The following is a 24,864-nucleotide window of genomic DNA, read 5'->3' as shown; positions in this document are numbered from 1 at the left end:
AAGTCGCAATCAAGCAAGTCGCGGTCAACCCTCCGCGCCCGGCACGGTCCGGATGCGGATCCGCGTCTCGAACGGCGTGACGACGTTCAGCAGAAGCGTCAGGCAGTCGGTCGGCAGATTCGCCTCGCGCACGAAGCCCGCCGTATGCTCGAAGGCGCCGCCGCTCAGCTCCAGCACGTCCCCGTCCGCCTCGTACCGCAAGGTGCCGGACTTCCAGAACTGCTTGCCCTCACCCACAGGCGCCAGCTCGCTGCCGGACAGCTCGCCGTCCGCGGCCAGAATGACGGAGATCTGCGCCATCGCGTCCTCGGGTTCGCCGGAACGGATGACGAGCTCCCAACCGTCGGCCGTCTCCAGCGCGTCGACTTCGACGCGAAGCCGCTGCACGTGCGTCTCCTCGCGCAAATGGTGCGGCAGCAGGTACCAAGGGCTGGTCGCTTCGCCCGCCGTCGCCGGCAGGCTCCCGGCCGCCACCGGGCCGTAGTAGCCTTTCAGCTGCTCGCCGGCAAGCCGGTATCCGCCCTCCGCTTCGGTCAGGCTGTTCATCGGGACGAAGCCCGGCGCGAAGTAGGTCGCGACCTGAACGCCGAGCAGCCGCGCGGCGCCGTGCCGCAAGGCGAAAAACGACGGCGTCTCCGCGCTGATCGTGACGCTCTCGTCCCCGTTGCGCACCCGGGCCACGGCAGCACCGAAGTCGGGATGCAGGCGGCTGTGATAGATGCGGCCGTTATGGCCCGCGCCCTCCATCGCCGCCAGGTATTGCCGGCGCGGGAAGTCCGCATGCAGCAGCTTGCGGTAAACGGCCGGCAGCGCGGCCGGCTGAACCGCAGGCTCCTGCAGCGACGGATCCAGTAGCAGCCGGACCGCAGCGTTCGTCGGGCAGCTGCCCGGATGCCGCAGCTGTCCGTAGGCGAGGTCGGCGGCCGCCTGGAACTCGGCGTCTCCGTCGAGACGCGCCATCATGGCGTAGGGCAGAAAATACGAGGACAGGTCGTGCTTATGCCCGAAATCCTGGCGGCCGGAGTAATCGGTCACGACGTCGCCGTTCGGATGGACGAGGTAAAGCATCATGCGCAGATTGGCGCGGACGGGCGCGAGCAGCTCGGGCTTTGCGAGCAGACGGGCGGCGTGGACGAGCATGATGTCGCTCACGGCGTTGTAGATGCCGTTGCTCCGCTCGGTCCATTCGCCGTCCGGCGTCATGTCCATGCCCTCCGCGATCCACTGCTCCGCGCGGCGCACCGTCTCCGGCGTGCCGAACAGCTCATGCAGAAAGCCGAGCGCCGCGCTGACGACCCAGCGGTGATTCGGCGTGTGGACGCCGCCCGTGACGAGCGCCGGGATCGTCCGCTCGAGGAACAGGCGAACGTCGGAAGCCGCCTCGCGGAGGGGCGCCCAGTCGTCCTGCGCGAGCAGCTGGTACACCTGCGCGTAGCCGACGACGACGAACGCCGTATCCGGCGGCGAATGGAAGTTGGTCCAGCCCGGCGAGATCGTGCCGTCCTCGTGCTGCGCGCCCAGCATATAGCGGGCGGCGAGGGCGAATCTGCCTGCGAGCTCCCCGTCCCGATAAAAGGGCGAGCCGGGCTGGCATAACGAAGCCGCCCAGATGGCCATTGTCGTCGGCGTCCCTGTGGAGTGATTCGGCGAGGCCAGGCCGTACTCGGCGCTCAGGATGCCGCCGTAGCTTCGGCTGTTTTCATCCAGGTCCTGGCGGTCCATGCCCGCAAGCACCCATTTGTCGTTAATCTCGAATACGTTCCGGTACGCGCTGTTCACGCTTCAATCCCTCCATCCGCTGCCGGCTCCGAACCGGACGCTTTCTTTCGCGCCGACAGCTTTTGCTGCAGTATCGCATGACTGCGGTGAATCGCCTCCGGCTCGCAAGTCGCTTTAAGCTCGTATACCTTGAGCGGTACGCGGTCGATCGCCTCGAGGTACAGGTCGAACGTGTCGTCGTCGCCGCTGTGGACGTACGGGCACCAATGATCCGACAGCCCGATCGTCTCGTGGATGTGAAGCCCGCCGATGTCGTCTATCAACCCCGGCAGCTCGGCTGCGTTGTCGTACAGTCCCATCCGCTCCATCATCATCCCGTGCCCGATGTCGAACCACAATTTCACCGGCGAGCCCTTCAATTGATCGATGATCCATCTGGCCTCGGCGAGCGCCGGGATCTGATTGCAGCGCGAGCGCGTCTCGATGCCGAGGATCAGGTCGTAGCCTTTCGCGGCCAAAGTCTCGGACGCCTGCTCCAGACTGTCGCGGATGCGCGCGAGATACCCGCCGGCCAGCGCTTGCCGCCGCTCCAGCATCTCGTCCCACAAGGTCCGGTAAGCCTCGGCGTTCCGTCCTTGCTCGCGATAGATCTCCTGCAGTCTGCGGCTGATATCGTAGGGGAAAGGAACCTCGCCCGGATGCACGACGACGGCCTTCGCACCGTACCGGTGCGCATATTCAGCGGAGCGGACGAGCAGATCGACCGCCCTAAGGCGCTTTTCTTCGTCCTCGAAGCCAAGCAGCACCGAGTCGGTGCCATAATCCGGGTCCGCCACGTGCGGGAACGTATTGTGCACGCTCGACACGCCGATCTCGCCGCGTTCGATCATCGGCTCGATCGTGGCCAGGAGTTCTTCGGTCACGTTGTAATTCAGCTCGACCTGCCGGAAGCCGAGGCTGCGAATCTCCTCGATCATGTCCCGGCCGGTCGCATGGCGTTTGATGTTCCAGCAGGTGGAGAACGAGTAGCCCGCTTTATCGATGCCGCTCATCCCTTGACCGCTCCCAGCATGACGCCGCTGACGAAGTAGCGCTGCAGCCACGGATAGACGAGCAGAATCGGCACGGTGGCGAACACGACGCTCGCCGCCTTCAGGCTCTCGGGCGTCGAGTGGAGGACGCCGGGCCCTTCGTTCCGCGTCACGTCCGAGATCATGCTGTTCTGCACCAGCTGGTACAGCTTCAGTTGCAGCGGATAGAGCTCGGTCTTGGTGATATAGAGGAGCGAATCCTGGAAGCCGTTCCACCGCCCGACCGCATAAAACAGGCTGAGCGTCGCGATAACCGGCAGCGAGAGCGGGAGAATGATCTTAAAGAGGGTGCCAAACTGGGTCGCGCCGTCGATCTCGGCAGCCTCGACCAGGCTGTTCGGAATCCCGTTAAAAAAAGAAATCAGAATAATCAGATAAAATGGGCTAATCAATCCCGGCAAAACGAGCGCCCACACCGTATTAAGCAGATGCAAATTTTGAACCAGGATGTACTCCGGTATGATGCCGCCGCTAAAGAACATCGTGACGACGATAATGAACATGAACACCTTGCGGCCCTTCAGCTTGGTATGGGTCAGGGGGTAAGCGGCCGCGACCGTCATGATCATGCAAAGCACGGTCGTCAGCACGGTCAGAAAGACGGTAAAGCCAAGCGAACGGATCATCGACGTGTCCGACAGGACGCTGCGGTAGGCTCTTAGATCCAGATCGATCGGCAGCAGCGTGACGGCGCCGGATACGACGGCGCGGGTGGAGCTGAGAGAGATCGCGACGATGTGAAAGAAAGGCGCCAGGCAGATAAGGACAAAAATCGCAAGGAGAATGACGTTGACGGTATCGAAGATGCGGTTGGACGTACGCTCGGTCAAGGTAGCCCGCTCCTTTCGGTAGATAGCTTACAGAATTCCTTCGTCGGTCAGCTTCTTGGACGCATAATTGGCGCCGAGGACGAATACCAGTCCGACGACCGCCTGGAACAGCCCGACGACCGTCGCCAGCGTATACTGGCCGGACTCCAGACCGGTACGGTACACGTAGGTGCTGAGCACGTCGGAATAATCCATGACCATCTTGTTGCCGATGACGAACGGGCGGTCGAAGCCGATCGCGATCATATTGCCGAGATTGATGATGAGCAGGGTGGCGATCGTCGTCTTCAGGCCGGGCAGCGTGATATGCCAGATCCGCTTGAGCCGTCCGGCGCCGTCCACTTCGGCCGCTTCGAACAAGTCGCGGTTGATGCCGGTGAGGGCGGCCAAATACAGAATCGTGCCCCAGCCTGCGCTCTGCCACACGCCTGTCGCCAGGTACGTGAACAGCCAATAATGTTTGTCCGACAGGAACGGCACCGGGCCGAAGCCGAGCGCGGCGAGGAAGTTGTTGACGAGTCCGGACTGCGTGCCGAACACCTGATACACGATGCCGCCTATGATAACCCAGGAGATAAAGTGGGGAATGTACAATATCGTTTGGGACAGCCGCTTGAACCACTGGAACTTGACCTCGAACAGCATGATCGCCAGAATCAGCGGCGCCGGAAAGGATACGATGAGGTCCAGGACGTTCAGCATGAGCGTATTGCGGAGCGTATTGAAGAAATCGTGGGAATGGAACACCTCGCGGAACGCGTCCAGTCCGATCCATTTGCTGCCCATGATGCCTTGAAAGAAGTTAAAGTCCTTGAAAGCGATCTGCACGCCCCACATGGGGCCGTACTTGAAGATGACGAAATAGGCGAGAGGCAGGACTAGCAAAGCGTATAGCTGCCAATAACGGCGAAAGTAAACGGTTCCTCTCATGATTGCCGGTCTCCTCTCCTGAGGCTGGAAGTTAAGGGCGGCCCTGCAGGGCCGCCGCTTCTCCCATGTTTGTCTCGTGCCTGAAACTTAAGCTTACTTCTTCTCTTGGTAGAGCTTCGTGCGCTCGTCGAGGATCGCCTGGCCGCCGCTCTGCATGTAGTCCTTCAAGGCGGATTCGTACGCGCTCTCGAAGTTGGCCGGCTTGGCCGTCGCGGCCTTCACGATGAACTCTTCGTATTTATCCTGCAGCGCCGTGCCGTACTTGGATTCCGCCTCGATCGGACGATCGATGAGGAGCGGCGCGAACGTATCGGTGACCGAGATGTCGAGCGCCTTGCGGAGATTTTCCTGGTACGCCGGCGGGAAGCCTGCCGCGAAAGCTTGCTTGTTTTTCTCTTCGTCGCCGGTGAACTTGCCGTTCGCGAGGATGACGATGTCGCCATAGTTGTAAATGCGGTCGATCACGTTCTGCGGCGCGTCCGTCTTCACGATCGGAATGCCGTCCTTCATCTCGTAGTTCTCGCCTTCTACGCCGTTTTGCAGCGCGAGCATGTTGTCCGTCTGGGCCATCCAGTCCAGGTACTTGACCGCTTCGGCCGCGTTCTTGCTCGATTTGGGGATCATGATATACATGCCGTTCGGCGCGTAAGCCGGCTTCGCGTGCTTGCCTTCGGAATTGGTGAACGCGTCGATCGGATCCAGCTTCGCCGTCGGCACCGTCTTGAGCAGATTCTCGTACGTGCCGTCCGCGTAGTACAGGTTCGGATAATCCTCGGTCAGGAATCCGACCAGGCCGTTCTGGACGTCCTGCGTCATCTGCTTCTTGTCCTTGTCGAGACCGAAGTCCTTGCTGATCAGCCCTTCGTTGTACAGCTTGTTGTAGAATTGCAGCGCGTCCTTGAAGCCTGGCAGCAGCGTCGGATACTCGTTGGAGCCGAGCTTCTGCGTCAGCGTGAACCGCTGCTCGTCGGTCATCGGCTGGATGAACGACCAGATGAGCGGATCGTACTGCGCCGGCTCGATCGTCATGCCGTAAGGGATCACCTTGCCGCCTGTCTTGCCCGGGTCCTTCTCCTTGAACGCGACCAGCGTGTCGTAAAGCTCCTGCGTCGTCGTCGGCGCCTTCATGCCGAGCGCGTCCAGCCAGTCCGTGCGGATGAACGACGAATACTTGCCGAGGATCGAACGCTTGCCGGGAATCGCGAGCTGCTTGCCGTCATAGACGCCGTAGGCGAGCGCATCGTCCCCGAGGAACGTTTTCAAGTTCGAACCGTACTGGTTTAGGAGATCCGACAGATCGGCCAGGCCGCCCTGCTGAGCGTACCGGTTGAAGGTCGCGGAGTCGTAGGTGAAGACAATATCCGGCACGTCGCTGCCGCTCGCCATCAGCACGTTCAGCTTCTTGATCTCCTCCGAGCGGGGCACGGGCACGAATTCCATCTTAATGTTGTTCGGCGTGCCGAAGTTGTCTTGAATGTATTTCGTCAGATAGCTGTCCGTGATGGTGTAAGGGCTGGGCGTATTGCCGCGGTCGAACAGTTCGACCTTAAGGGTGACTTGCTTGCCGGAAGCGGCAGGCGAGGATGCGGTGCCGGCCGAAGCCGATCCTCCGCCGCTTGCGGCGTTCCCTGCGTCCGCATTCGAATTGGATGAACATGCGCTCAGCAGGCTCATGCTTGCGAGTACGGCTGCCAGCGACAGGCTTGCTGCCTTCGTCATCTTTGGTGCCATTGTCACAACCCCTTATCTTATGAATAGGTTCGCCCATTTCGCCGCCGCTCGGGGGAGTCGCTATGAACGCTGCGCGCTCCGCCCCTTGAAAGCGCTTCGATCGGGATGTCCCCAGTATGCCCTCGGTTCCGGCACAGGGACAATAAACTAAATTCGGGCGGCGCGAGACCGCTATTTTACGGGCTTTCCGCGGGGATGCGCCGTGCAAGGCGCACCGTTTTCCCGAACTAAACCGAATTCCGTTCCGCTCGCAAGCTCCGCTTGCAGCCGCGTTCCGCCGCTCCGAACGCCATCGGATTCCGGAGGCCGCACCGTACCGGAACATGCATCCCGAATTAAAAAAACGAAACGAGTGCGCCCCGATCCGGACGATCGCACTCATTTCGCAACCTTAATCTTGAACAATAAACCGAATTCCCGAAGTAAACTTTAACGGAAATCGATGCGTAATTCCTTGCCGTGCCGCGATTCGCGCGGTTATTCGCCCGACGAACGCAGCTTCAGCTTGCGATAGTCGCCCGGCGCGACGCCGTAGGTCCGCTTGAAGACGCGGCCGAACGTGATCGAGTTCGCGTAGCCGATCTGCAGGGCGATATCCTGAATCGGCAGCTTGGTCTCGAGCAGCAGCTTCTCGGCCCGCTCCATCCGCAGATGAACGAGAAAGTCGACGAATTTCATATCGAACTCCGTTTTGAACAAATAGCTCGCGTATTTCCCGGAGATCTGGAAGCGGTCGCTCAGGTGCTTGAGAGATAGGTCCGGATCCGAAAAATGCTCCTCGATGTAACTCTTCATCTCGTTAATCATCGCGCGATACGTGTTCGTCTTGCTGACGACGACGTAGGACCGGTAGGTCTCGCTCAGGAACTCGCCGATACCGGCCTGCAGCTCGTCGAGCGACCTCGATTCGTCCAGAATCCGCTGCCAGTCCTCTCCCTGGTCGCCGGACAAGCGAGATCTAAGCTCCTCGGAGAAGATGTCCAGCTCGTGTCCCAGCATCCGGAGCATCGTCTGCAGCAGAGAACGGATGGCGTCGTCCTTGAGCCTGTCCTTGCGGAAGCGTTCGAACATGTCCTGCAGACCGTCCCGCCAAGCCTCGTTGTTCATCCGGAAGTCCTTGACCAGCTCTGCGATCTTCCCGAGGTACGGCAGCATCGGACTCAGATCGCCGTTCGACATCTCGGCGCCGAATAAAATGGTGCCCTGGCCGTGAGAAAGCTTATGCCTGAGCGCCTCGGTCGCCGCACGGAACGAATGCTCGACCTCCTCCAGTCGCCCGACGGCCACGCCGATGCCGAAGCGAAGCGAGATGCGCAGCTTGTCCTCGACCCAGACGCGGCATTGATCGGAGATGCTCCGGAGATCCTCGGTGCTCCTCGCCTCTTCGCCTTCCGGCAGCGCGATCAGGACGGCGACGCGGTCGCCGGCGATCCACTCCGCCCAGCCATGCATGTTCTCGCTCCGGGCCAGCTCCTGGAAGACGTTCATCAGCGCGAACTTCAGCACGTTCTGGTCCTTGACCGAGTATTGGCTCTTAAAGAGCGCATATTCATCAATCTCCGCGACCGCGACCGCGTAGCTTCCCGCAGCCGCATCGGGCGGCAGCGGGCTCAGCTTGCGCATCTTGTCTGCCAGATCGCCGCCGAGCTTGTGGCCGCCGACGAGATCGACGAACAGCTGGCTGCGCTGGAGCAGCAGGTTTTCATGGTACTGCTTCTCGTAATCCATGGACCTGGAGATCAGGCTGGTCAAAGCGTTGTCGATCATCGCCAGCTCGTCCTTCTTGGAGGGCGGCGCGTCGGTGCGAAGCTGGATCGATTGCAGCCGGTTCATGACCAGCTGGATCGGACGATAGTTTTTGCGCGTGATGTACACGATATAGACGACGGCAAGCAGCACCGTCAGAATGCCGATCGCGATCCACACATAAGAAATGACCGATACCCATGCGTATAGCTGGCCCGTAAGGATCCCGCTCTCGAACGCCCAGCCCAGCCGTTCCGAATGCAGCGTAGTCAGCACCTTGCCGCCCGATGCGGAGCCGCCGACGCCTTCCGCCTTGTGCGCTTCGAAGATCGGCTCGCCGGCTTCGTTCTTGATGATCAAAAAGGAGATGCTGTCGTTGGTCATCGCGTTCACGATCTGCTCGATCGGATACATGCTGACGTTAATGACGAAAAGCCCCTGGCTGCCGAACGGAAGCGGCAGACGCTTGTACATGGAGATGACGCGCTGCGTCGTCGTGCTGCCAACGTCCTTCCAATTCCGTACCTCCGACCAGCCCTGATACTGCGGATTTTCAAGCGCCTTATCGATGAACGCACGGTCCGGGTAGGCGGACAGTTCGGTTTTTCCCCGCTCGGTCAGCACGGTCCGATCGGCGTCCCGGTACATATAAACCGACGCGATCAGCTCATTGTTCTCGTTCAGCGCGCGCAGGCGGGGCGCAAGCGAGTAGATCAAATTCTGGTCGTCGTCGGACGAACGGTTCAGGTAATTCGCATAGCTCCCGTTCGTCTCGATTTCCTTCAAGACGCTCATTTCGATATCGTTAACGGTCCGCTCCACGTTCTCCATGATGAAGCGAGTGGAGACGGCATCCGCCTTGGCCGTTTCTTTGCGGGAAATTTCGTTGACCATCAAAAAAGAGAGAAAAACGATGACGGTAATGGTGATCAGAAAAATGGGGAAGTAGGACATTAGCAGTCGTCGAAACCAGCTTTGCTGCAAGTGGTGCGCCCCTTTCAAAATGCGGCGATCGGTTCGGAATGATACGGAGTTCAAACGCTTTCACATCTCTCTATTGTACCATGGCCGCGTGTTCGCGGAAACTGAATCGGACCCGTTCCCTCGCATTGGAAAAGGTGGGAAACGCAGTTCGACTTGGCGGAACCGGACCTCATCCGCGCAGTCCGGCAAATAAAAAACGGAGCCTCCGCCGAGGACTCCGTCATTTCATTTATTTCGTTTCATTTCATCGTTTCGTATGAATGCGGTCTATTACTGTCCGCGCGCAGCTTTGATCGCGGCGCCTTCTTCCTCGTTCGGACCGTATACGCCCGGAGGAATCACGTCCGCCTGGCGCATGAGGATCGTCATCTGTCCGCGGTGGTGAATCTGATGGCGCACGACCAGGGTGAGCACGCTGTCGTAAGTCATGTTCATCGCGCCGAACAGGACCAGGCTCTCGGCCAGACGCGCGTCCGTCCACTGCGCCTTGATTGCGTCGGCCACGGCGACGCTCATGCTGCGATAGGCGTCGGCAAGCTCCGCAGCGCTCGCGGGAACGGGGCGTTTGAAGTCCGGGCCGGCAATCTGAAGACCGGCGCTGCCGAGGATGCCGACTGGCGCGCTGGCCACATGCCAGGCGATATCGCCCAGCGTTCTGTGACGAGTCTCGGACACGGCTTGCTTCAGCGAAGCATCGTTCAGCGCCTCAAGCACTTTAAGCGTCAACGCGGCTTCCTGGTTCCAGTCGTTTACGACTTGTTCGATCGATTGATACATCGCATTATCGCTCCTTTATTGAGTAGATATGTGTCCAGCATAACATCGCACGGGGGCCCGGGACAAACGAGGATCCGCCCCGGATCGCTACGATCAGGCAGCAGAGGAGTGCAATGACTTCACGCTTTCGCTTATATGGAGACCTGCCTCTTTTCCAATTAACGAGGTACTTGAGTAACATCTCCGTCGTACCCGCGTAAAATGCAAAAAAACGCCCCTTCGATCAGGCGGTTCGCGTTCAAAGAAAGCTTGCCGTTTCCTTTTACTTCTTCTCCATCACGGCGAAGTAGTTGTCCTCGTCGTCAGCGAAGTTGAATACGCGGCCGAAGGGCAGTTCAACCAGGTCCCCTACCTTGACTTCCTTGCTCTTGTAGTCGGCGTACAGCTTGTCCAGCTCGCTCGTGAAAAACATGAGGGAAGGCGTGCCGAGGTTGATCTCGGGCGACATTTTGGCCACGAAAGCCTTGTCGTGCAGCACGATCGTCGTCTCCGCACCGCCCTCCGGCGCAATCTCGATCCACCGCATGCCTTCGCCGTTGTTCTCCTCGTTCGCGACGCGGAATCCCGCTTTTTCCGTCCAAAAGTTCCGCGCCTTGTCCAGATCGTCTACGTACACCATAATTTGCCCTACCTGGTTGATCAACTCATCCACCGCTCCCTCGCCGTTTAATCGGACGCTTCCATGATTATATAGTGAAAATCTAGCCTGCGGTAATCATCCACCTGATGCCGAACTTGTCCGTCAGCTCGCCGTAGTACAGGCCGAAGGGCTGCGTCTCGATCGGATGCTTGATATGCCCGCTCTCGGCTAACTTCCCGAATGCCTCGCGCGCTTCATCCTGTGCCGCATAACTAATCGACAGCGCGACTGCTGCGCCGGAACCGACCGGCTCGATCGCATCCGCCAGAAAGATGTAGTTCTCCCCTGCGACCGCGATGCACATATGCATGACTTTGTCCTTAAACTCGTTTTCCGCGCCCATCAGCTCGCCGTGCGTGCTCACGGACATCAGCTTGCCGTCAAGCGCCTGCAGATAGAAATCGGCCTGCGCTCTGGCGTCCTCCGACTGAATATACGGCTTCAATGCTCCCATGCCGCGCCACCGTCCCGATTCGATTTTGAAGTGCCTCCTTCAAGCTATCATAACCATGCTTCCCGCGTTTCTTACGAATTGCTGTCTTTAAAAAATTGTCCGTCTCGAATATCAACGCCGTTAACCTTTTGTCCGGGCAACCCGTCCAATTAACAAACACAACCGAACGGAGGCGAAGGAAGATGACGATCTATCGGAAATTGGCGACAGCGGGGTTAACGGCGGCGGCTGCGCTTGCGATCGCGGGGTGCGGCGCAGCACTCAAGGCGACAAGCTATTCGAGCCTCCCTGCGGCAACGACGGATACAACGGCGGCAACATCGGCAACGACGGCTACAACGACAGCATCCGCTTCACTCGCGCCGGGCACGCCCGCCGCCTCCCCCCCTTCACCCGCTCCCGCTCCCGACTCGGCTTCCGAGCCAATAGCCCTACGCTGGGAGCAGGTGCCTCCGCCCCAGCCGGCGGAGCCCATCGCGATTTGGCCCGCCCCCGGCACCAGGACGATCCAGACTTATCCGGTTCCCGGGGAAAAGGGACAATCGATTGAGGTATACGCCAAAGACAGCGATACGGAGTCGCTGTATGCTGCTTTTTTGATGAACGGCACCGTATACGGGCTGGGACGAATCGCGGGTTACCACTATGATAAAAAGGAAAACGTAACGGTCGAGAAGGTGCCAGTTTTGATCGGAGGAGGCGGAGCGTTGGTGAAGCTGACCGGAAGCACAGGCGCAGCCGCGACGTTCACGCTGTACGTGGAGAGTAGAAATGGCGTTCCCGAGCCGCTGCTGGCGATCGAAGACGGCCTCACCCGAGAGGTCGATCTGGACTTTGACGGGAAACCGGAAATCGCGGCGACCGCCGGCTTGCCCATGTCGACTCGTCTCTATCGCTGGAAAGGCGACCATGCCGAGACAGCCGACCTGAATACCGCCCTCGGTGCCGCCTCGGTCGCCATCAGTCCCGAGCTCGCGATCGAGGCGACTTACGGAAGCGAGAATCTGGTGCGCCTGTATTGGTTTTCGCCAGATCGCCTCTCGCCATTTGCCCAATATACGACGGAGGAATACACATCCGATACGTTCCTTCGTATTCCCTATCAGAAGCAGGAACTTAACGACATCAAAGATGCTGCTGAGGACATCGGTCTCGCCGAGCCGTACGCAGCCGCCAAAGGGATCGCGACCGACTACGGCCTGCAAATTACGATCGAGGAACAAGATGTCCTGAAAATCGGTTACCCGCACTTCTCCGTCAGGCAATCCAGGAACGATCTGAAAGCCGAAGTCCGGCGGAAAGGTCGTCAGCGTAGTTGAGAGTTGAGCTACAGGAAGGCCCCGCCTACTGGATCGAGACCGAAGGCACCGCGGCCTGATACCTGCAGCGCAGCGACACCTATCTATCGGTTAGCACTGCCAAGCCGCTCACCCCCGCGCAGCTCCTGTTCGCGGTCGCATCGCTGGTCCCTTTGCAACACATTCATTCGCGATAATAAGACAGCACCCAGCACACGCCGTTCCGGTCGGTCACGATGGCGAGCAGACCGTTGAACGGCGCTTCATAAACCGCGGTATTGATCGTACCTTCGTCCCCCAACCTGTCGTAAATGCCGCGAAAAGCATCCTCCGTCTCGATCTTGACAAATACCCTAACGTAATCGCCCTTTTGCGCCGGCTTCGCCGCTTGGGAATCGGCAAACTTCAGAGTCGCGCCGTCCGCATGCAGGTCCGCGTTAAACACCGCATCCCCTTGCTTGCGCAAAATTTCGATTTCGCCGCCGAAAACCGTCTGATAGTATTGAATCTCGTCCTTGCAATTATCCACCACGATAAAAGGGATCGCGATCATTCGGGCCTCTCCTCCAGTTCGGTTAAATTGCGGAGCACGATCTTCAGGGAGCCAAGGAATTCATCGTAGGCCTCGTCCGAAAGCCCCTTCCGCGTCCGCGCCTTCACGCGGGCCAGCGCTTCCCTCACCTCGGGCACGACCTGCCGCCCCGCTTCCGTCAGATCGAGCAGCTGATACCGGTTGTCGGCGGGATCCGGCTCTCTTCGCACATAGCCTTCCGCTTCAAGCTTGGCGATCGCCTTGGCCGTTGTCGTCTTGTCGACGAGCAGCCGTTCGCTCAACGCCTTCTGGGTGACGGACCGACCGGACGCGATCGCCATCAGGAAAATGTATTGTCCGCTTCCGATGCGGTAGGGCGCCAACTCGGCGGCGATCATGACCTGCATGTGACGATAAATAGCCGATATATACTGACCGTGCGATTCGGCGGCGCCTTCGCCTGCCTGCTGCTCTTGCTCGCTCAGTGCCATCTCCTCCAATAGATAGAATGTTATTGCAACTAATTGCATCATACGCGATATATAATGCTATTGCAACTAATTTTCCACATGCGATGATCCATTTTTGTCTATGTTGTTCTAAAAGCAGTCTTAAAACCAGTCGCCAGCGGCCTTTTCGTCTACTTCTGTAGATGGCTCATCCGCCAGCCGTTTTGAAGGGCCCGCCCACCTATCGTCGCCCGCACTGCTTATCGCCTTAATGCCTGCAAATATACATCTAATTCTGCTGGTGTCGGCCCTTTTAAACAGAATAGATGCAGAAGTGCAGGTATTTTCATTCATCCGCCCCATTTCCGGCTTGTGCTTTGAATTTACCTGCACATTTGCAGGTTTTTCATCAAATGTCGTGGGTCGACAGAAAATACCTGTACATACGCAGGTTTTTTCACCCGAAAATATCGACTAGGTGCCGGCACGGGCACACCGACGCCGAAACGCCGAAAGCGCGCTTACCTGTCACGGTCGCCGCCGAATTATACTTGCTGATCTAGCCAAAGAAGCTTAGGGCATAATTGCCCTAAGCTTCTTGGCGATCCCGCCGCCTGCCCCCAAATCGTCGGTGCGGCAGTTCAGTTCACACGCCCGCGCGCCGCAGCCGGAGCAAGCCGGGCTCCCCGCGCAGCAGCACCGGCTCGCTCGCGCCGAGCGCACCGCTGCGGATACGGCCATGCCGCACGAACGCGAAGCCCGCCGGCGCCCCCAGCACCTCGTAGTCGCCGGCCTCGAGCGCGAGCCGGCCCCACGCGAGGCGGTCGCCGTCGACGTCGCGCCAGGCCTCGAGCGCCGTCTCGCCGGACGCGCCGTCGATCTCGATCGGCAGCGTCACGGGCGCGAGCGGCCCCGGCAGCGGCGCGTCGTCCAGCCGAAAAGCGTGCTGTCCCTGCTCCAGCCGGAGCGCCAGACGCCCCGGTGTCGCCGTCCAGTGCACGCCCTGGCTGCCAAGGCGTGCTGCCGGATCGCCGTCCGCCGGCAACTCGCGTCCGGTGACGAGGTCGCGCAGCGCGACCTCGCCCGGCACCGCCAGGGAGAGCGCCGCATCGCGGTCGGCGGACGCCGACAGACGGCCGTCGCCCCAGGCGGCCGTCGCCGGCGCGTCGCTCTCGAAGACGACGTCCCCGTCGCGCTCGACCCGCGTGCCCTGCACAAGCAGGAGCGAATCGCCATGCACCGCCAGCGCCGCGCCGTCGAAGCGATACCCGTCGGCCCCGGTGTCGACCGGACCCTCTCCCGCCGTACGAACGAAGAGCACGGCGCCGCCCGCGAACGACAGCCGGATATAGCCGTCGTGCTCTTCCGACGCGATCGTCTCCGGGGCGCCGCCGTCCAGCCGGTACGGCGCCAGCGACGCGACCAGCACCGCGGCGTCCTTCTTCGGCGTGGCGAACGTCGCATGCACCTGCGACTTGCCGGCAGCCCAAGCGACCGGCGTCGCCTCATTGCCTTCGGGATCGAGGAACCGGGTCTCGATCGAAGCTTTGCTGCCCAGCGAATCCGCGCCATGCAGACGTACCTGCAGCCCGGCCCTGCCCTTCTCGATCATGGCACCGCCTCCGTGCGAATCGAGCGTCAGGCGCTCGTCGGCATGCAGATTCCACTCGAAGGAAACGCCCTCCGGATCCGACGCGGCCAGGTCGTCTATGACGACGAACACAGAAGGCTTCATGTAGACGATATGCCGAAGCGCGCGGGCGAGCTCGCCGCCTCGATAGGCTGCGGCCGCGTCGCCCGTCGCCGCGTCGAAGGCGGGGTGGGTCGCGAAGCCGAGCATTCGGCCCTTGGCGTCGAAGTCGTCGATCGGCTGGCCCTGCCGCCCGTCGAACGTGATCGCGTTTGCCGAGTACGTCCGCTTGGTGTACCCGCGGTGATGCACGCTATTGTAGTAGTCGTAGTAGCCGCTCTTGAGCGCCAGCGCCTCGCCGAAGGCATGGATAATAAAGCCGTTCTGGTCGGCCTGGCTGTGGCTATAGCTGCCGTATGGGCTGGACTTGAAGTAGAGCGAGATGCGCTCGGGATCGGCCAGATCGCTGTGCATGGCGACAAGGCCCGTTGTCGGGAACCACTTGGCCTTCGGCAGGTCCGCCGGCGGCCTCGGCGCAATGCCTTCGTCGCCGTAGAAATAATCCTGCAGCCCCGATACCGTCCGCTCGCCGATCGCCTCCGCCGCCCACTGCATGCGCGGATCGCCGTACACCTGCGCCAGCCTGTTCAGCAGGCTGATGCTGGGCCAATCCGGCAGGTAGTGGCTGTCGTTGCCGAATACGCCTGTCGGGCTGCCGTGCGGGAACATGTAGATCGGGTACAGACCCTCGTGCCGCGAAAAGGCTTTGGCATACGCGTCGATGGCGCCCGCGCTCAGCAGCACGTCCATCAGCTCCTTGTTGGAGCCGGACGACCACTGCCAGTAGCCGGTGCCCTGCGACCAGGAGCCGTCCTCCCCGCCCCAAGGCGGGAGCAGGTTAATAAACGCGGGCACGGCGCGGCGGACCCACGCCTCCGCTTCCGGCATGTCGTGCAGCATGATCGTGCCCATCAGCCCGATATAGCCCGCGATCGTCCAGCCGTGGGAATCGAACGGATACTGATAGATCGGCTGGCGGTCCAGGTAATGCGCGATCAGCACGGCGATGCGCGTGCGGACCATGTCTTGTACGGCCTGCCGTTCCTCGGAAGACAGCAGGTCGTATAACCAGTCGTAGGCGATCGTGGAACGGTACGCGACGGCGCGGTGCACCTGGTCGTTGATATCGAACCGCGTCGCCGCTTCCGGATCCCAGGAAGCAAAGTTCAGCAGATGCGCCTTGGCGTGTTCGCCGATCTCGCGGTCGCCCGCGATCAGATAGACGAAGGCGGCCTGGAGCAAGTGGTCGAGCGCGGTGTCGGCGTATTTGCGCAGGTCCTGCAGCGCCTTGACCCATTCCGGCGATACGCTGGAGATGGATCTGTCCATGTACGGAAAGGTCGGGTCCGGCGGCAGCGGATCGCCAAGACGCGCGAGCACCGACTCGCGGACGTTCTCGAAAACGGTCTTTGCGGCCCCGTTCAGCCGCCGCTCGCGAAAAGCCTCGAGCTCGCGCGGGTTCGTCCAGACCCGCGGGTGGCCGGTCTCCATGCGCGCGAGCAACTCGTCGATCGGCGGCACGGGGAACGGTACGCTTCCTTCCGCGATGCGGAATCTGCGAACTTCGCTCCAGGCGGACCAGCCGGCCTCGGGCGTATGAAACCGCACGCGCCAAAACCAGGTGCCTTCATCTAACGCTTGGGCAAAGTTGTAAAAGTTGATCGCCGGCTCTGCGGCTTCGATTGCGCCGCCGTCCATGACGGCATTGCGCGCGAGCTCCAACCGGTACCGGTCGGCGCCGGGAACGAAGGGCCAATCGAAGTCGGGCGGGTTCTGCGTCGTCACGAGCGCATCCGCCGGGCGGAACGGAAAATTGGCGTTCGCCATCAGCTCGGCGGGCCAGGCGCGTTCTCTCTCATTTAATTGCTCGGGGTGCTGCCATTCCAAAGCTGCTTCAGCTTGTTTGCTTGCGTTTTCCATGACAAACTTCCTTCCTCATCGGAATGTAGCCTCATGGTAAGCGCGGCAATCGGGCAAAACAACTCAACAATGTGCAGTTTTATGAACGATCGGCACGTTGTGGGAGGATTTCATTTTTGTACGAATCTCTTTTACCGCTTGTTCTGCAAATAGTGCTCGATCTTTCTCAACCGGACGTGCAGATGCTCGACCGACATCTCCGCCTTGTTCGTGATCGACTCGCGGAACGCCTCGACTTCCACCTCCATGTCGCCGAGCAGCTTGTACAACCGCTCGTAATCCTTTACGACCTTATCCAAAAACGCGTCCACTTGATCGGCGTCATAACGACGGGACATCATGCGTCCTTTATCGAATTCCTGGTTAAAGACATCCAGAGCCGTAAACGAGACGCCATTGTCGGTTAACAATTGCTGAAGCTTCGGGCTGACGGACATGCGACTACCTCCAAATTTTAATTCGGCCATACGTATAGCGGGCTGCCTGCGCAAGCTCAACTTAGCGCGGATGCTTGACCTCTTCTCACCAGCAGCAAGTAAGCGAGCATCGCTGCCGCGCTTGTCGCCAGGATAATGACGCCCAGCGGTACCGCCGTATCCTCGCCCGCAATGCCGACGAGCGGCGAGACGATCGCGCCGATCAGGAACTGGATGACGCCCAGCAGTGCGGCTGCGCTGCCTGCCATATGGGCCTGGCTCTCCATCGCGAGCGGAAATGCCGCCGTGGAGGTCATGCCGATGGACGCGACGAACACGAAGAGCGGAATGACGAGCGCGAACAGCGGACCGTGAACGAGGGCCACGATCAGGACGGCGACGCTGGCGCATAGCGCCAGACAGAGGCCGAGCAGCAGGAAGGTGCGTTCGGATACGCGGTGCGACGCCCGTCCGACGATTTGCGAGCCGATGATCAGGCTGATGCCGTTCGAGCCGAACAAAAGTGCGAACACCGTCGGCGACGCGCCGTATATATTTTGATAAATGAAGGGCGTTCCCGAGACGTAGGCGAACACGCCCGCGATCATGATGCCCTGGGCCAGCATGTAGCCGACGAACTGGCGGTCGCGCAGAAGCGTGCCGTAGTTTCGCAGCTGCTGCTTGAAGTTGCTTGGCGTGCGCCGCTCCACCGGAAGCGTCTCCTTCAGGCGCCACTTGGTCATGATCCACAAGTAGATGCCGAGCAGCGACAGCGCGACGAAGACGCCGATCCAGGAAGAGAAGGACAGAATGCCGCTGCCGGCGACCGGCGCTACGAGCGGACCCAGGTTGCCGACCAGCAGAAGCAGCGAGAAAAATCGCGTAAGCTCGTGGCCTTCGTACAAGTCGCGCGCGATCGCACGGGAGATGACGATACCAGCAGAAGCGGCAAAGCCCTGCACGAACCGGCAGGCGATCAATAGCCCGATATGGGGCGAAAACGCGCAGCCTAACGAAGCGAGCACATAAAAGGCCATGGCAATAAGCAGCGGATTGCGTCTGCCGTGGACATCGCTAAGCGAGCCCATGACGAGCTGACCGACGCCGAGTCCGAGCAGGCAGGCGGTCAGACTAAGCTGCACCAGCGATGCGGTCGTGCCGAACTTTTCGACGATCTGCGGAAACGCCGGCAAGTACATATCGATCGTAAAAGGCCCGAGCGTCGAAAACAGGCCAAGCAGCAAGGCTTGCCTAAGCACATTGGAGTTGTTCTTGGTGGACATTCGGTTGCGTTCTCCTAATCCTGATCTGTCTCTCTATCTGTGTAGGTATTCATATCAAATGCCAGTCCATCCTACCACAATCGGGCGCGGATTCCGACAACAATTTATGACGGATGCGCGCAAAAAACGCAAAAAGCGGCGAGACCGGGATACCGTCCGCGCCGTTTGCCTCGGATTCAATATCGTTTCTTCTATATAAAAAGAAGTCCCGATTCTGCCGCCGAAGCGGAAACTGCAACGCCACAGATACGGTGAATTTGCCGCCGACGCGGAACCGGCAACGCCGCACGTACTGAATCTGCCGACGCCAATCGATTAGTTGTCAAAAAGCAGCTATTTCCCCTCATTAATCCTTGCCAGCGTAAATAAGTGTCAGAAGGCAGTTAATTCCTTTGAGAAGGGCGTTTCTGCCCATAATTCAGCGTATTAACATCCTTTTAGCAACTAATTTGCTCACCTTGCGAGTGCCGCGCGGAAATAACTGCCTTTTGACAACTATCGCTCCCGCCCGAACGGCCAGAATGCCGTTCCATACGAATAAATGCCAAAAACCTCTTTCGGAAAGAGCGCCGGATAAGCGGCCGCTCTCCTATGGAGGTTTTTCTGTGGCTGCAATTGACGTTGCTGTCGGTACGTTGTGTCGGTACGTTGTGTCGGTGCGTTGCTGTCGGTGCGTCGCTGTCGGTGCGTCGCTGTCGGTGCGTTGCTGTCGGTGCGTTGCTGTCGGTGCGTTGCTGTCGGTGCGTTGCTGTCGGTGCGTTGCTGTCGGTGCGTTGCTGTCGGTGCGTTGCTGTCGGTGCGTTGCTGTCGGTGCGTTGCTGTCGGTGCGTCGAAGCTACTCGACCGTCACGGGTGTCGCCATCGCCGCCCGCCAGCCGCCAAATGCCGTAATATCTTCGGCCTCCCGCTCCGCCAAGCCCTCGCAGATGAAGCCGGGGACCTCCGTTCCGTCGGCCAACTCCACCTTGCCGATTCCGAGCGGCGCCGGTATGGCCGCGGCGAAGGACCCGAAGCGGGCGAGCGGCATCGCCCACAGCTCAAGCGCGATGGAGGCTCCGCCAGCGGTTTGCTTCAGCAGACCCGGCTTGGCCGGCTGCGTCTGCAGCCGCACCAGCTTGTACTTGGCGGCCGTATGCGACTCGCGGATAAACGTCGCGCCGTGCGCCTTCATCTGCGCTTCCAGCGGGAAGCCTCGCATGTGCAGGCCGCAGACGGCGACGAGCGTCGCGGGCTCGGGATTCGACTCGGCCTTTGGCTCGGCCTTTGGCTCGGCCTTTGGCTCGGGATTCGCCTTGGGATTCGGCTCCGTCGGCGTTTTCGTTTCCGTTTTCATTTCCGGTTTGGATTCCGGCTTCGACTGCCCTTGCGCGTGGCCATAGCGTTCCGCAAGCCCGACGAGCAGATCCTCCTGTCCGGACAGGGCGAACAGCGTAATGCCGAACGGCAGCTTCTCGCCTGCGAGCCCGGCCGGAACGGCTACGGCGCACAGATCGAGCAGATTGCAGTGGTTCGTGTAAAGGCCCATCGCGCGGTTTGTCGCGATCGGATCCTGCTTCGCCTCCTCGCGCGTCCAGGTCCCGCCTGCCGTCGGCATGACGAGCGCGCCGCCCTCAAGCAGCTGCTGCGCCTGCCGCTTCAAGCTCTGCAGCCGATGCTGCGCCTTGAACAAGCCGGCGGCATGGTGCGCCGGATCGGCGCCCGTCCGCAGGATCCGCTCCGTTACGGGGAACGTGCTGCCCGGATGCGTCTCGACGAATTCGCCGAGCGCGGCCCACCGTTCGGCAACCCACGGCCCTTCGTACAGAAGCGCCGCGGCTTCTTCGAACAACGCCATATTCACGTATGCCACGGCGATGCCGAGCCGCTCGAGCTGCGCCTTCGCGCGCTCCCAGGCGAGACGATAGCCTTCTGCGAACGGACCGTAAAACGCCGGCGGCTCGCTCGGAAGATAGACCTTGGCGGGAAGACTTTGCGCCGAGCCCGGCCGGCGCGGCATGTCCTTCGACCAAGGATCGTCCGGCGCCAGGCCGCGAGCGGTCCGATCGACCAGGTCGGCGTCTGCCAGCTGGTGCGCGAAAACCGTGATGCAGTCCAGGCTCTCGCAGGCCGGCACCATCCCCGCGACCGGCCAGGCGCCGACGCTTGGCTTCCAGCCGATGAGCCCGTTGAGCGCCGCGGGCACGCGGCCCGAACCGGCCGTATCGGTGCCCAGCGCAAAAGCCGCCTGGCCCCGGGCCACCGCGACCGCCGAGCCGGAGCTCGAGCCGCCGCTGATCAGCTCCGGACGCAGCGCGTTGTGCGCCTCGCCGTAAGGGCTGCGCATGCCGACCAGCCCGGTGGCGAACTGGTCGAGGTTCGTCTTGCCGACCGGAATCGCGCCCGACTCGATCAGCCGCCGCACGACCGTCGCATGCGCGGACGGCACATACGCGTAGTCCGCGCAGCCGGCCGTCGTCGGCACGTTCGCCACGTCGATGTTGTCCTTGACGGCGAACGGAATGCCCCATAACGGCGCCTGCTTCGGATCCAGCTCGCCGAGCCGCGCAAGGTAGGGCTCGATCGCAGCCAGCGTCGGCGGACTGATCCAGATGTTCATGTCCCGGTCCGCTTCGGCGCGCCGGACGATCTCGGCCGCCACGTCGCGCGGCGTAAGCCGGCCGCACGCGTACTCCGTTTTTAACCATTCCACCGTCAGCTGCTCCGCAAATTCGAATGCAGTCTCGCTCATACGGCCGCCAGCTCCTTCTCCTCCGACTTGGCGATGCCCACGACCAGTTGCCCCGCATGCACCGTATCCCCCGGCTTCACGTGAACCGAATGAATGATGCCGTCATACGGCGCGTTCTGGGAAAACTCCATCTTCATCGATTCGACGATGAACAGCGCGTCGCCCTTGCGCACCCGCTCTCCCGGCGCGACCTGCACCTTCCACATGCTGCCCGGCATCGAGCAGCGGACCGCGTCCACCGCCTCCGGCAGCTCGTCGTCGCTTGCGGCCTTGCTCGGCTCCTGCTCCGACACGTATTCGGACAGCCCCCGCGCCTTCCAGTCCTCGCGTTCTTCGCGGAACGCCTGCTGCTGCTGCGCGCGGAACTGCCCGGCGCTCTCTTCTATAGAAGAAAGAAACTTCAAATACTCGCCAAGATCGAACGTCGTCTCCGTAATGTCCGCCTCGAAGCGGCCGCGGAGGAAGTCCTCCCGCAGGACGAGCAGCTCCTCGGCGCTGACCGGGTAGAACTGGATCTGGTCGAAAAACCGGAGCAGCCACGGCTTGCCGGATACGAAGCTGGCCGTTGTACGCAGCTTGTTCCACATCTGGATCGTGCGGCCGACGAACTGGTAGCCGCCCGGCCCTTCCATGCCGTATACGCACATGTAGGCGCCGCCGATGCCGACGGCGTTTTCCGGCGTCCAGGTGCGGGCCGGATTGTACTTGGTCGTCACCAGCCTGTGCCGCGGATCGAGCGGCGTGGCGAGCGGCGCGCCCAGGTATACGTCGCCGAGACCGAGAACGAGATAGCTGGCGTCGAACACGATGCGCTGCACGTCGTCGATGCTGCCCAGCCCGTTCACCCTGCGGATGAACGCCAGGTTGCTCGGGCACCAAGGCGCGTCGGGACGCACGTTCTGCTGGTAGCGATCGATCGCGAGCTGCGTCGCAGGATCGTCCCAGGACAGCGGCAGACGAACGATGCGGGACGGCACCTGGATCGAAGCGAGCGGCGGCAGCCCGGCATCCAGCTCGAGCAGCTGCCGGGCGACTCGGCTAACCGTCGTGCGCTTCGGATCGATGCGCACCTGCACGGAGCGGACGCCCGGCGTCAGATCGAGCACAGGCAAGTCGTCCTCCGCCCGGATCGCTTCGATCAGCGCATGCACCTGGAAGCGCAGCAGCAGATCGAGGTCGAGCGAGCCGTATTCGACCAGCAGGTTCTCGTCCCCGCTGCAGCGAATTGTGATATTGAAGTTGCGGCCTTCGGACGCGCTGTGCAGGATCGGATATTCGGGAGTGAACGCCGCGGCATCCTCCGGCAGCGTCAAGACCGGCAGTTCCTCTCGAACGCCTTCCGCGATCGCCTGCAGCTGCGCTTCCTGAACGCGCCGCATCTCCTCCGCCTGCTCCAGCGTGACGAGCCGAAAGCGAACCTCGTCGCCGGCATGCAGCTGGCCGAGCTTCCAGAACTCCGCCGAAGCGGTCGTCACCGGGCAGACGAAGCCGCCGAGGCTCGGTCCGTCCGGGCCGAGCAGAATCGGCATGTCGCCGGTCAAGTCGAGCGTCCCGATCGCATAGGCGTTGTCGTGAATGTTGGACGGATGCAGCCCCGCCTCTCCCCCGTCCTCGCGCGCCCAGAGCGGCGCCGGTCCGACGAGACGGACGCCCGTGCGGGAGCTGTTGAAGTGGACCTCGAAGCGCGTGTCCGCGAGCTGCCCCAAGTATTCCGGCTGCAGGAACTCTTCCGTGCAGTGCGGGCCGGGGATGACGCCGATCGTCCATTCCCGCGCGATCGCCGGGCGGTACGCTTCGGGCAGCTTGCCTTGCGGCTCCCGCGCCTTGCCTTCCCGGCGCACGTTCAGCACGTCGCCGGCCCGCAGCGCGCGGCCGCCGTGTCCGCCGAAGCCGCCGAGCGTGAAGGTCGACGCGCTGCCCAGCGTCAGCGGCATGTCGAAGCCGCCGGCGACGAGCAGGTAGGCGCGCAAGCCCTCGCTCGCCTCGCCGAAGGACAACACCTGCCCGCGCTCCGCCCGCACCAGCTCGTACATCGGGATCGGCGCGTCGTCCAGCGCCGGTTTCATGTCCGCGCCGGTGACGCACAGCCACATCGCTTCGCGGAACTTATAAGCGCCGCCGCGCAGCGTCAGCTCCAGGCCGCTTGCGTCCTCGGAATTGCCGAGGAGCGCGTTGCCAGTGCGGAAGGCGAGCGGATCCATAGGTCCGCAAGGCGGTACGCCGACATCCCAGTAGCCCACGCGGCCCGGCCAATCCTGTACGGTCGTCTGCACGCCGCCGTCCAGCACCTCGATCGCCGCCTCGCTCGGGGCAAAGTCGCCGAGCAGTTGCGTATACACGTCGCCGTCCGTGAACGCCGGTTCGTCCAGCAGCGCCTCAACGTACTGCAGGTTCGTCGTGATGCCGTAAAAGCGCGTCTCCGACAGCGCCCGCTTCAGCTTCGCGATCGCGTCCGCGCGGTCCGTCCCGTGCACGATGACCTTGGCGAGCATCGGATCGTACAGCGTCGTGACCGTGATGCCGTCGCGCACCCACGTCTCATTGCGCGCATGTTCGGACAGGCGCACTTGATCCAGCTGTCCCGCGCTCGGTCGAAATTGCTGCAGGCAGTCTTCGGCATAGACCCGCGCTTGAATGCTGTGTCCCGTCGGCTCCGCGAACAGCGTCTCCAGATCGCGGAGCTCGTCGGCCGCCTCGCGGATCATCCACTCGACGAGATCGATGCCCAGCACTTCTTCGGTAACGCCGTGTTCGACCTGAAGCCGCGTATTGACTTCGAGGAAGTAGAAGCCGCGGCTGGCCGGATCGTACAGGAATTCGACCGTGCCGGCGCTACGGTAGCCGGCTTCCGCTGCCAGCCGGCGCGCGCAGGCGAGCATCTCCGCTCTGACGTCTGCCGGGAAGCTGGGCGCAGGGCTCTCCTCGACGACCTTCTGGTTGCGGCGCTGCACCGAGCAATCGCGCTCGCCGAGCGCGACGACTTCGCCGAATCGGTTGCCGAAGATCTGAACCTCAACATGGCGCGCCTTGGCGATATACTTTTCCAGGAACACGCCGCCGTTCTTGAAGTTCGTCTCCGCCAGGCGCCGCACACTGTTGAACGCGTCGCGCAGCGCTTCTTCGTCCGCGCAGACGCGCATGCCGATGCCGCCGCCGCCGGCGGTGCTTTTCAGAATGACCGGATAGCCGATCGCAGCGGCTTGCACGATCGCTTCGTCCGGCTCCGTGATGAGCGGCGTGCCCGGCAGGAGCGGCACCTTCGCCTTCGTCGCAAGCTCTCGGGCCGAGTGCTTCAGCCCGAACGCTTCCATCTGCGCCGGGGAAGGCCCGATGAACACGATGCCGCTCTCCTGGCAGGCCCGGGCGAAGTCCGCATTTTCGCTCAGAAAGCCGTAGCCCGGATGGATCGCGTCCACGCCGCGCTCCTTCGCGATGCGAAGGATGAGCTCCGCGTTCAGGTAGCTTTCCTTGGCCGGACCGTCCCCGATCAGCACCGCTTCGTCGGCGAGATCGACGTGCAGGCTGTCTTGATCGGCCGTCGTATAGACGGCGACGGACGCGATTCCCAGCTTGCGCAGCGTACGCTCGATTCGGACGGCGATCGCGCCCCGGTTGGCGATCAGTACTTTGGTGAACATGGCGTTCC

At 61.6% G+C, this 24,864-nt stretch carries 17 protein-coding genes; 1 reads left to right on the top strand and 16 read right to left on the bottom strand.

Annotation, left to right across the window (positions count from 1 at the left end; translation table 11 throughout):
• Nucleotides 1–24: 24 nt before the first annotated feature.
• The 9 genes from ACFSR7_RS09730 to ACFSR7_RS09690 form a co-directional block, all read right to left on the bottom strand.
• Nucleotides 25–1,779, bottom strand: a complete 1,755-nt coding sequence (locus ACFSR7_RS09730; protein WP_378160950.1) for a hypothetical protein — start codon at nt 1,777–1,779, stop codon at nt 25–27.
• A complete protein-coding gene (locus ACFSR7_RS09725; protein WP_378160948.1) occupies nt 1,776–2,771 on the bottom strand; it encodes a sugar phosphate isomerase/epimerase family protein in 996 nt (331 codons plus the stop codon). Before ACFSR7_RS09725 ends, ACFSR7_RS09730 begins: the two co-directional genes overlap by 4 nt.
• A complete protein-coding gene (locus tag ACFSR7_RS09720) occupies nt 2,768–3,640 on the bottom strand; it encodes a carbohydrate ABC transporter permease (protein WP_378160946.1) in 873 nt (290 codons plus the stop codon). Before ACFSR7_RS09720 ends, ACFSR7_RS09725 begins: the two co-directional genes overlap by 4 nt.
• 27 nt (nt 3,641–3,667) lie before the next feature.
• Nucleotides 3,668–4,570: an ABC transporter permease gene (locus tag ACFSR7_RS09715; RefSeq protein ID WP_378160944.1), complete on the bottom strand. Its 903-nt coding sequence runs from the start codon at nt 4,568–4,570 to the stop codon at nt 3,668–3,670.
• Nucleotides 4,571–4,663: 93 nt separating this feature from the next.
• Nucleotides 4,664–6,301, bottom strand: coding sequence for an extracellular solute-binding protein (locus ACFSR7_RS09710; protein WP_378160942.1), 1,638 nt, complete (start codon nt 6,299–6,301; stop codon nt 4,664–4,666).
• Between the two features lie 477 nt (nt 6,302–6,778).
• Nucleotides 6,779–9,031 carry a helix-turn-helix domain-containing protein gene (locus ACFSR7_RS09705; protein WP_378160940.1) on the bottom strand — a complete coding sequence of 751 codons (2,253 nt, stop codon included), beginning with the start codon at nt 9,029–9,031 and terminating at the stop codon, nt 6,779–6,781.
• A 270-nt stretch (nt 9,032–9,301) separates the two neighbouring features.
• Complete coding sequence (locus tag ACFSR7_RS09700) at nt 9,302–9,808, bottom strand: DinB family protein (protein ID WP_378160938.1); 507 nt, start codon at nt 9,806–9,808, stop codon at nt 9,302–9,304.
• A 262-nt stretch (nt 9,809–10,070) separates the two neighbouring features.
• Nucleotides 10,071–10,451, bottom strand: coding sequence for a VOC family protein (locus ACFSR7_RS09695; RefSeq protein WP_378160936.1), 381 nt, complete (start codon nt 10,449–10,451; stop codon nt 10,071–10,073).
• A 58-nt stretch (nt 10,452–10,509) separates the two neighbouring features.
• Nucleotides 10,510–10,902, bottom strand: a complete 393-nt coding sequence (locus ACFSR7_RS09690; protein ID WP_378160935.1) for a VOC family protein — start codon at nt 10,900–10,902, stop codon at nt 10,510–10,512.
• 182 nt (nt 10,903–11,084) lie between these two features.
• On the opposite strand from ACFSR7_RS09690, the gene ACFSR7_RS09685 reads away from it, so the two are divergent.
• The gene (locus ACFSR7_RS09685) at nt 11,085–12,221 is read left to right on the top strand and encodes a hypothetical protein (protein ID WP_378160933.1); all 1,137 of its coding nucleotides are present in this window, start codon (nt 11,085–11,087) and stop codon (nt 12,219–12,221) included.
• Between the two features lie 163 nt (nt 12,222–12,384).
• Here ACFSR7_RS09685 and ACFSR7_RS09680 read toward each other — a convergent pair whose 3' ends face one another.
• From ACFSR7_RS09680 to uca, 7 genes are all read right to left on the bottom strand, one after another.
• Entirely contained in the window at nt 12,385–12,753 is a 369-nt protein-coding gene (locus tag ACFSR7_RS09680) for a VOC family protein (RefSeq protein ID WP_378160931.1), read from the bottom strand.
• The gene (locus ACFSR7_RS09675; RefSeq protein ID WP_378160930.1) at nt 12,750–13,223 is read right to left on the bottom strand and encodes a MarR family winged helix-turn-helix transcriptional regulator; all 474 of its coding nucleotides are present in this window, start codon (nt 13,221–13,223) and stop codon (nt 12,750–12,752) included. The genes ACFSR7_RS09680 and ACFSR7_RS09675 overlap by 4 nt, the downstream gene beginning before the upstream one ends.
• Before the next feature lie 604 nt (nt 13,224–13,827).
• Complete coding sequence (locus ACFSR7_RS09670) at nt 13,828–16,791, bottom strand: DUF4962 domain-containing protein (protein ID WP_378160928.1); 2,964 nt, start codon at nt 16,789–16,791, stop codon at nt 13,828–13,830.
• Nucleotides 16,792–16,922: 131 nt separating this feature from the next.
• The gene (locus tag ACFSR7_RS09665) at nt 16,923–17,228 is read right to left on the bottom strand and encodes a DivIVA domain-containing protein (RefSeq protein WP_282906780.1); all 306 of its coding nucleotides are present in this window, start codon (nt 17,226–17,228) and stop codon (nt 16,923–16,925) included.
• A gap of 56 nt (nt 17,229–17,284) precedes the next feature.
• The gene (locus ACFSR7_RS09660; protein ID WP_378160926.1) at nt 17,285–18,490 is read right to left on the bottom strand and encodes a multidrug effflux MFS transporter; all 1,206 of its coding nucleotides are present in this window, start codon (nt 18,488–18,490) and stop codon (nt 17,285–17,287) included.
• An 835-nt stretch (nt 18,491–19,325) separates the two neighbouring features.
• The gene (atzF, locus tag ACFSR7_RS09655; protein ID WP_378160924.1) at nt 19,326–21,218 is read right to left on the bottom strand and encodes an allophanate hydrolase; all 1,893 of its coding nucleotides are present in this window, start codon (nt 21,216–21,218) and stop codon (nt 19,326–19,328) included.
• Nucleotides 21,215–24,856 carry an urea carboxylase gene (gene uca / locus ACFSR7_RS09650; RefSeq protein ID WP_378160922.1) on the bottom strand — a complete coding sequence of 1,214 codons (3,642 nt, stop codon included), beginning with the start codon at nt 24,854–24,856 and terminating at the stop codon, nt 21,215–21,217. Before uca ends, atzF begins: the two co-directional genes overlap by 4 nt.
• Between the last annotated feature and the right edge of the window lie 8 nt (nt 24,857–24,864).

The sequence above is a fragment of the Cohnella sp. GCM10020058 genome, from assembly GCF_042683485.1.
Lineage (GTDB): Bacteria > Bacillota > Bacilli > Paenibacillales > Paenibacillaceae > Cohnella.
The sequence above is the reverse complement of the archived record's forward strand: the minus strand, read 5'-3'. Positions and strand labels throughout refer to the sequence as shown.

What these genes read in the sequence shown, in the direction of transcription:
- ACFSR7_RS09725 (WP_378160948.1), bottom strand. Translation starts at nt 2,771, where the DNA reads ATGAGCGGCATCGATAAAGCGGGCTACTCGTTCTCCACCTGCTGGAAC.
- ACFSR7_RS09715 (WP_378160944.1), bottom strand. Translation starts at nt 4,570, where the DNA reads ATGAGAGGAACCGTTTACTTTCGCCGTTATTGGCAGCTATACGCTTTG.
- ACFSR7_RS09710 (WP_378160942.1), bottom strand. Translation starts at nt 6,301, where the DNA reads ATGGCACCAAAGATGACGAAGGCAGCAAGCCTGTCGCTGGCAGCCGTA.
- ACFSR7_RS09700 (WP_378160938.1), bottom strand. Translation starts at nt 9,808, where the DNA reads ATGTATCAATCGATCGAACAAGTCGTAAACGACTGGAACCAGGAAGCC.
- ACFSR7_RS09690 (WP_378160935.1), bottom strand. Translation starts at nt 10,902, where the DNA reads ATGGGAGCATTGAAGCCGTATATTCAGTCGGAGGACGCCAGAGCGCAG.
- ACFSR7_RS09685 (WP_378160933.1), top strand. Translation starts at nt 11,085, where the DNA reads ATGACGATCTATCGGAAATTGGCGACAGCGGGGTTAACGGCGGCGGCT.
- ACFSR7_RS09680 (WP_378160931.1), bottom strand. Translation starts at nt 12,753, where the DNA reads ATGATCGCGATCCCTTTTATCGTGGTGGATAATTGCAAGGACGAGATT.
- ACFSR7_RS09675 (WP_378160930.1), bottom strand. Translation starts at nt 13,223, where the DNA reads ATGGCACTGAGCGAGCAAGAGCAGCAGGCAGGCGAAGGCGCCGCCGAA.
- ACFSR7_RS09670 (WP_378160928.1), bottom strand. Translation starts at nt 16,791, where the DNA reads ATGGAAAACGCAAGCAAACAAGCTGAAGCAGCTTTGGAATGGCAGCAC.
- ACFSR7_RS09665 (WP_282906780.1), bottom strand. Translation starts at nt 17,228, where the DNA reads ATGTCCGTCAGCCCGAAGCTTCAGCAATTGTTAACCGACAATGGCGTC.
- ACFSR7_RS09660 (WP_378160926.1), bottom strand. Translation starts at nt 18,490, where the DNA reads ATGTCCACCAAGAACAACTCCAATGTGCTTAGGCAAGCCTTGCTGCTT.
- atzF (WP_378160924.1), bottom strand. Translation starts at nt 21,218, where the DNA reads ATGAGCGAGACTGCATTCGAATTTGCGGAGCAGCTGACGGTGGAATGG.
- uca (WP_378160922.1), bottom strand. Translation starts at nt 24,856, where the DNA reads ATGTTCACCAAAGTACTGATCGCCAACCGGGGCGCGATCGCCGTCCGA.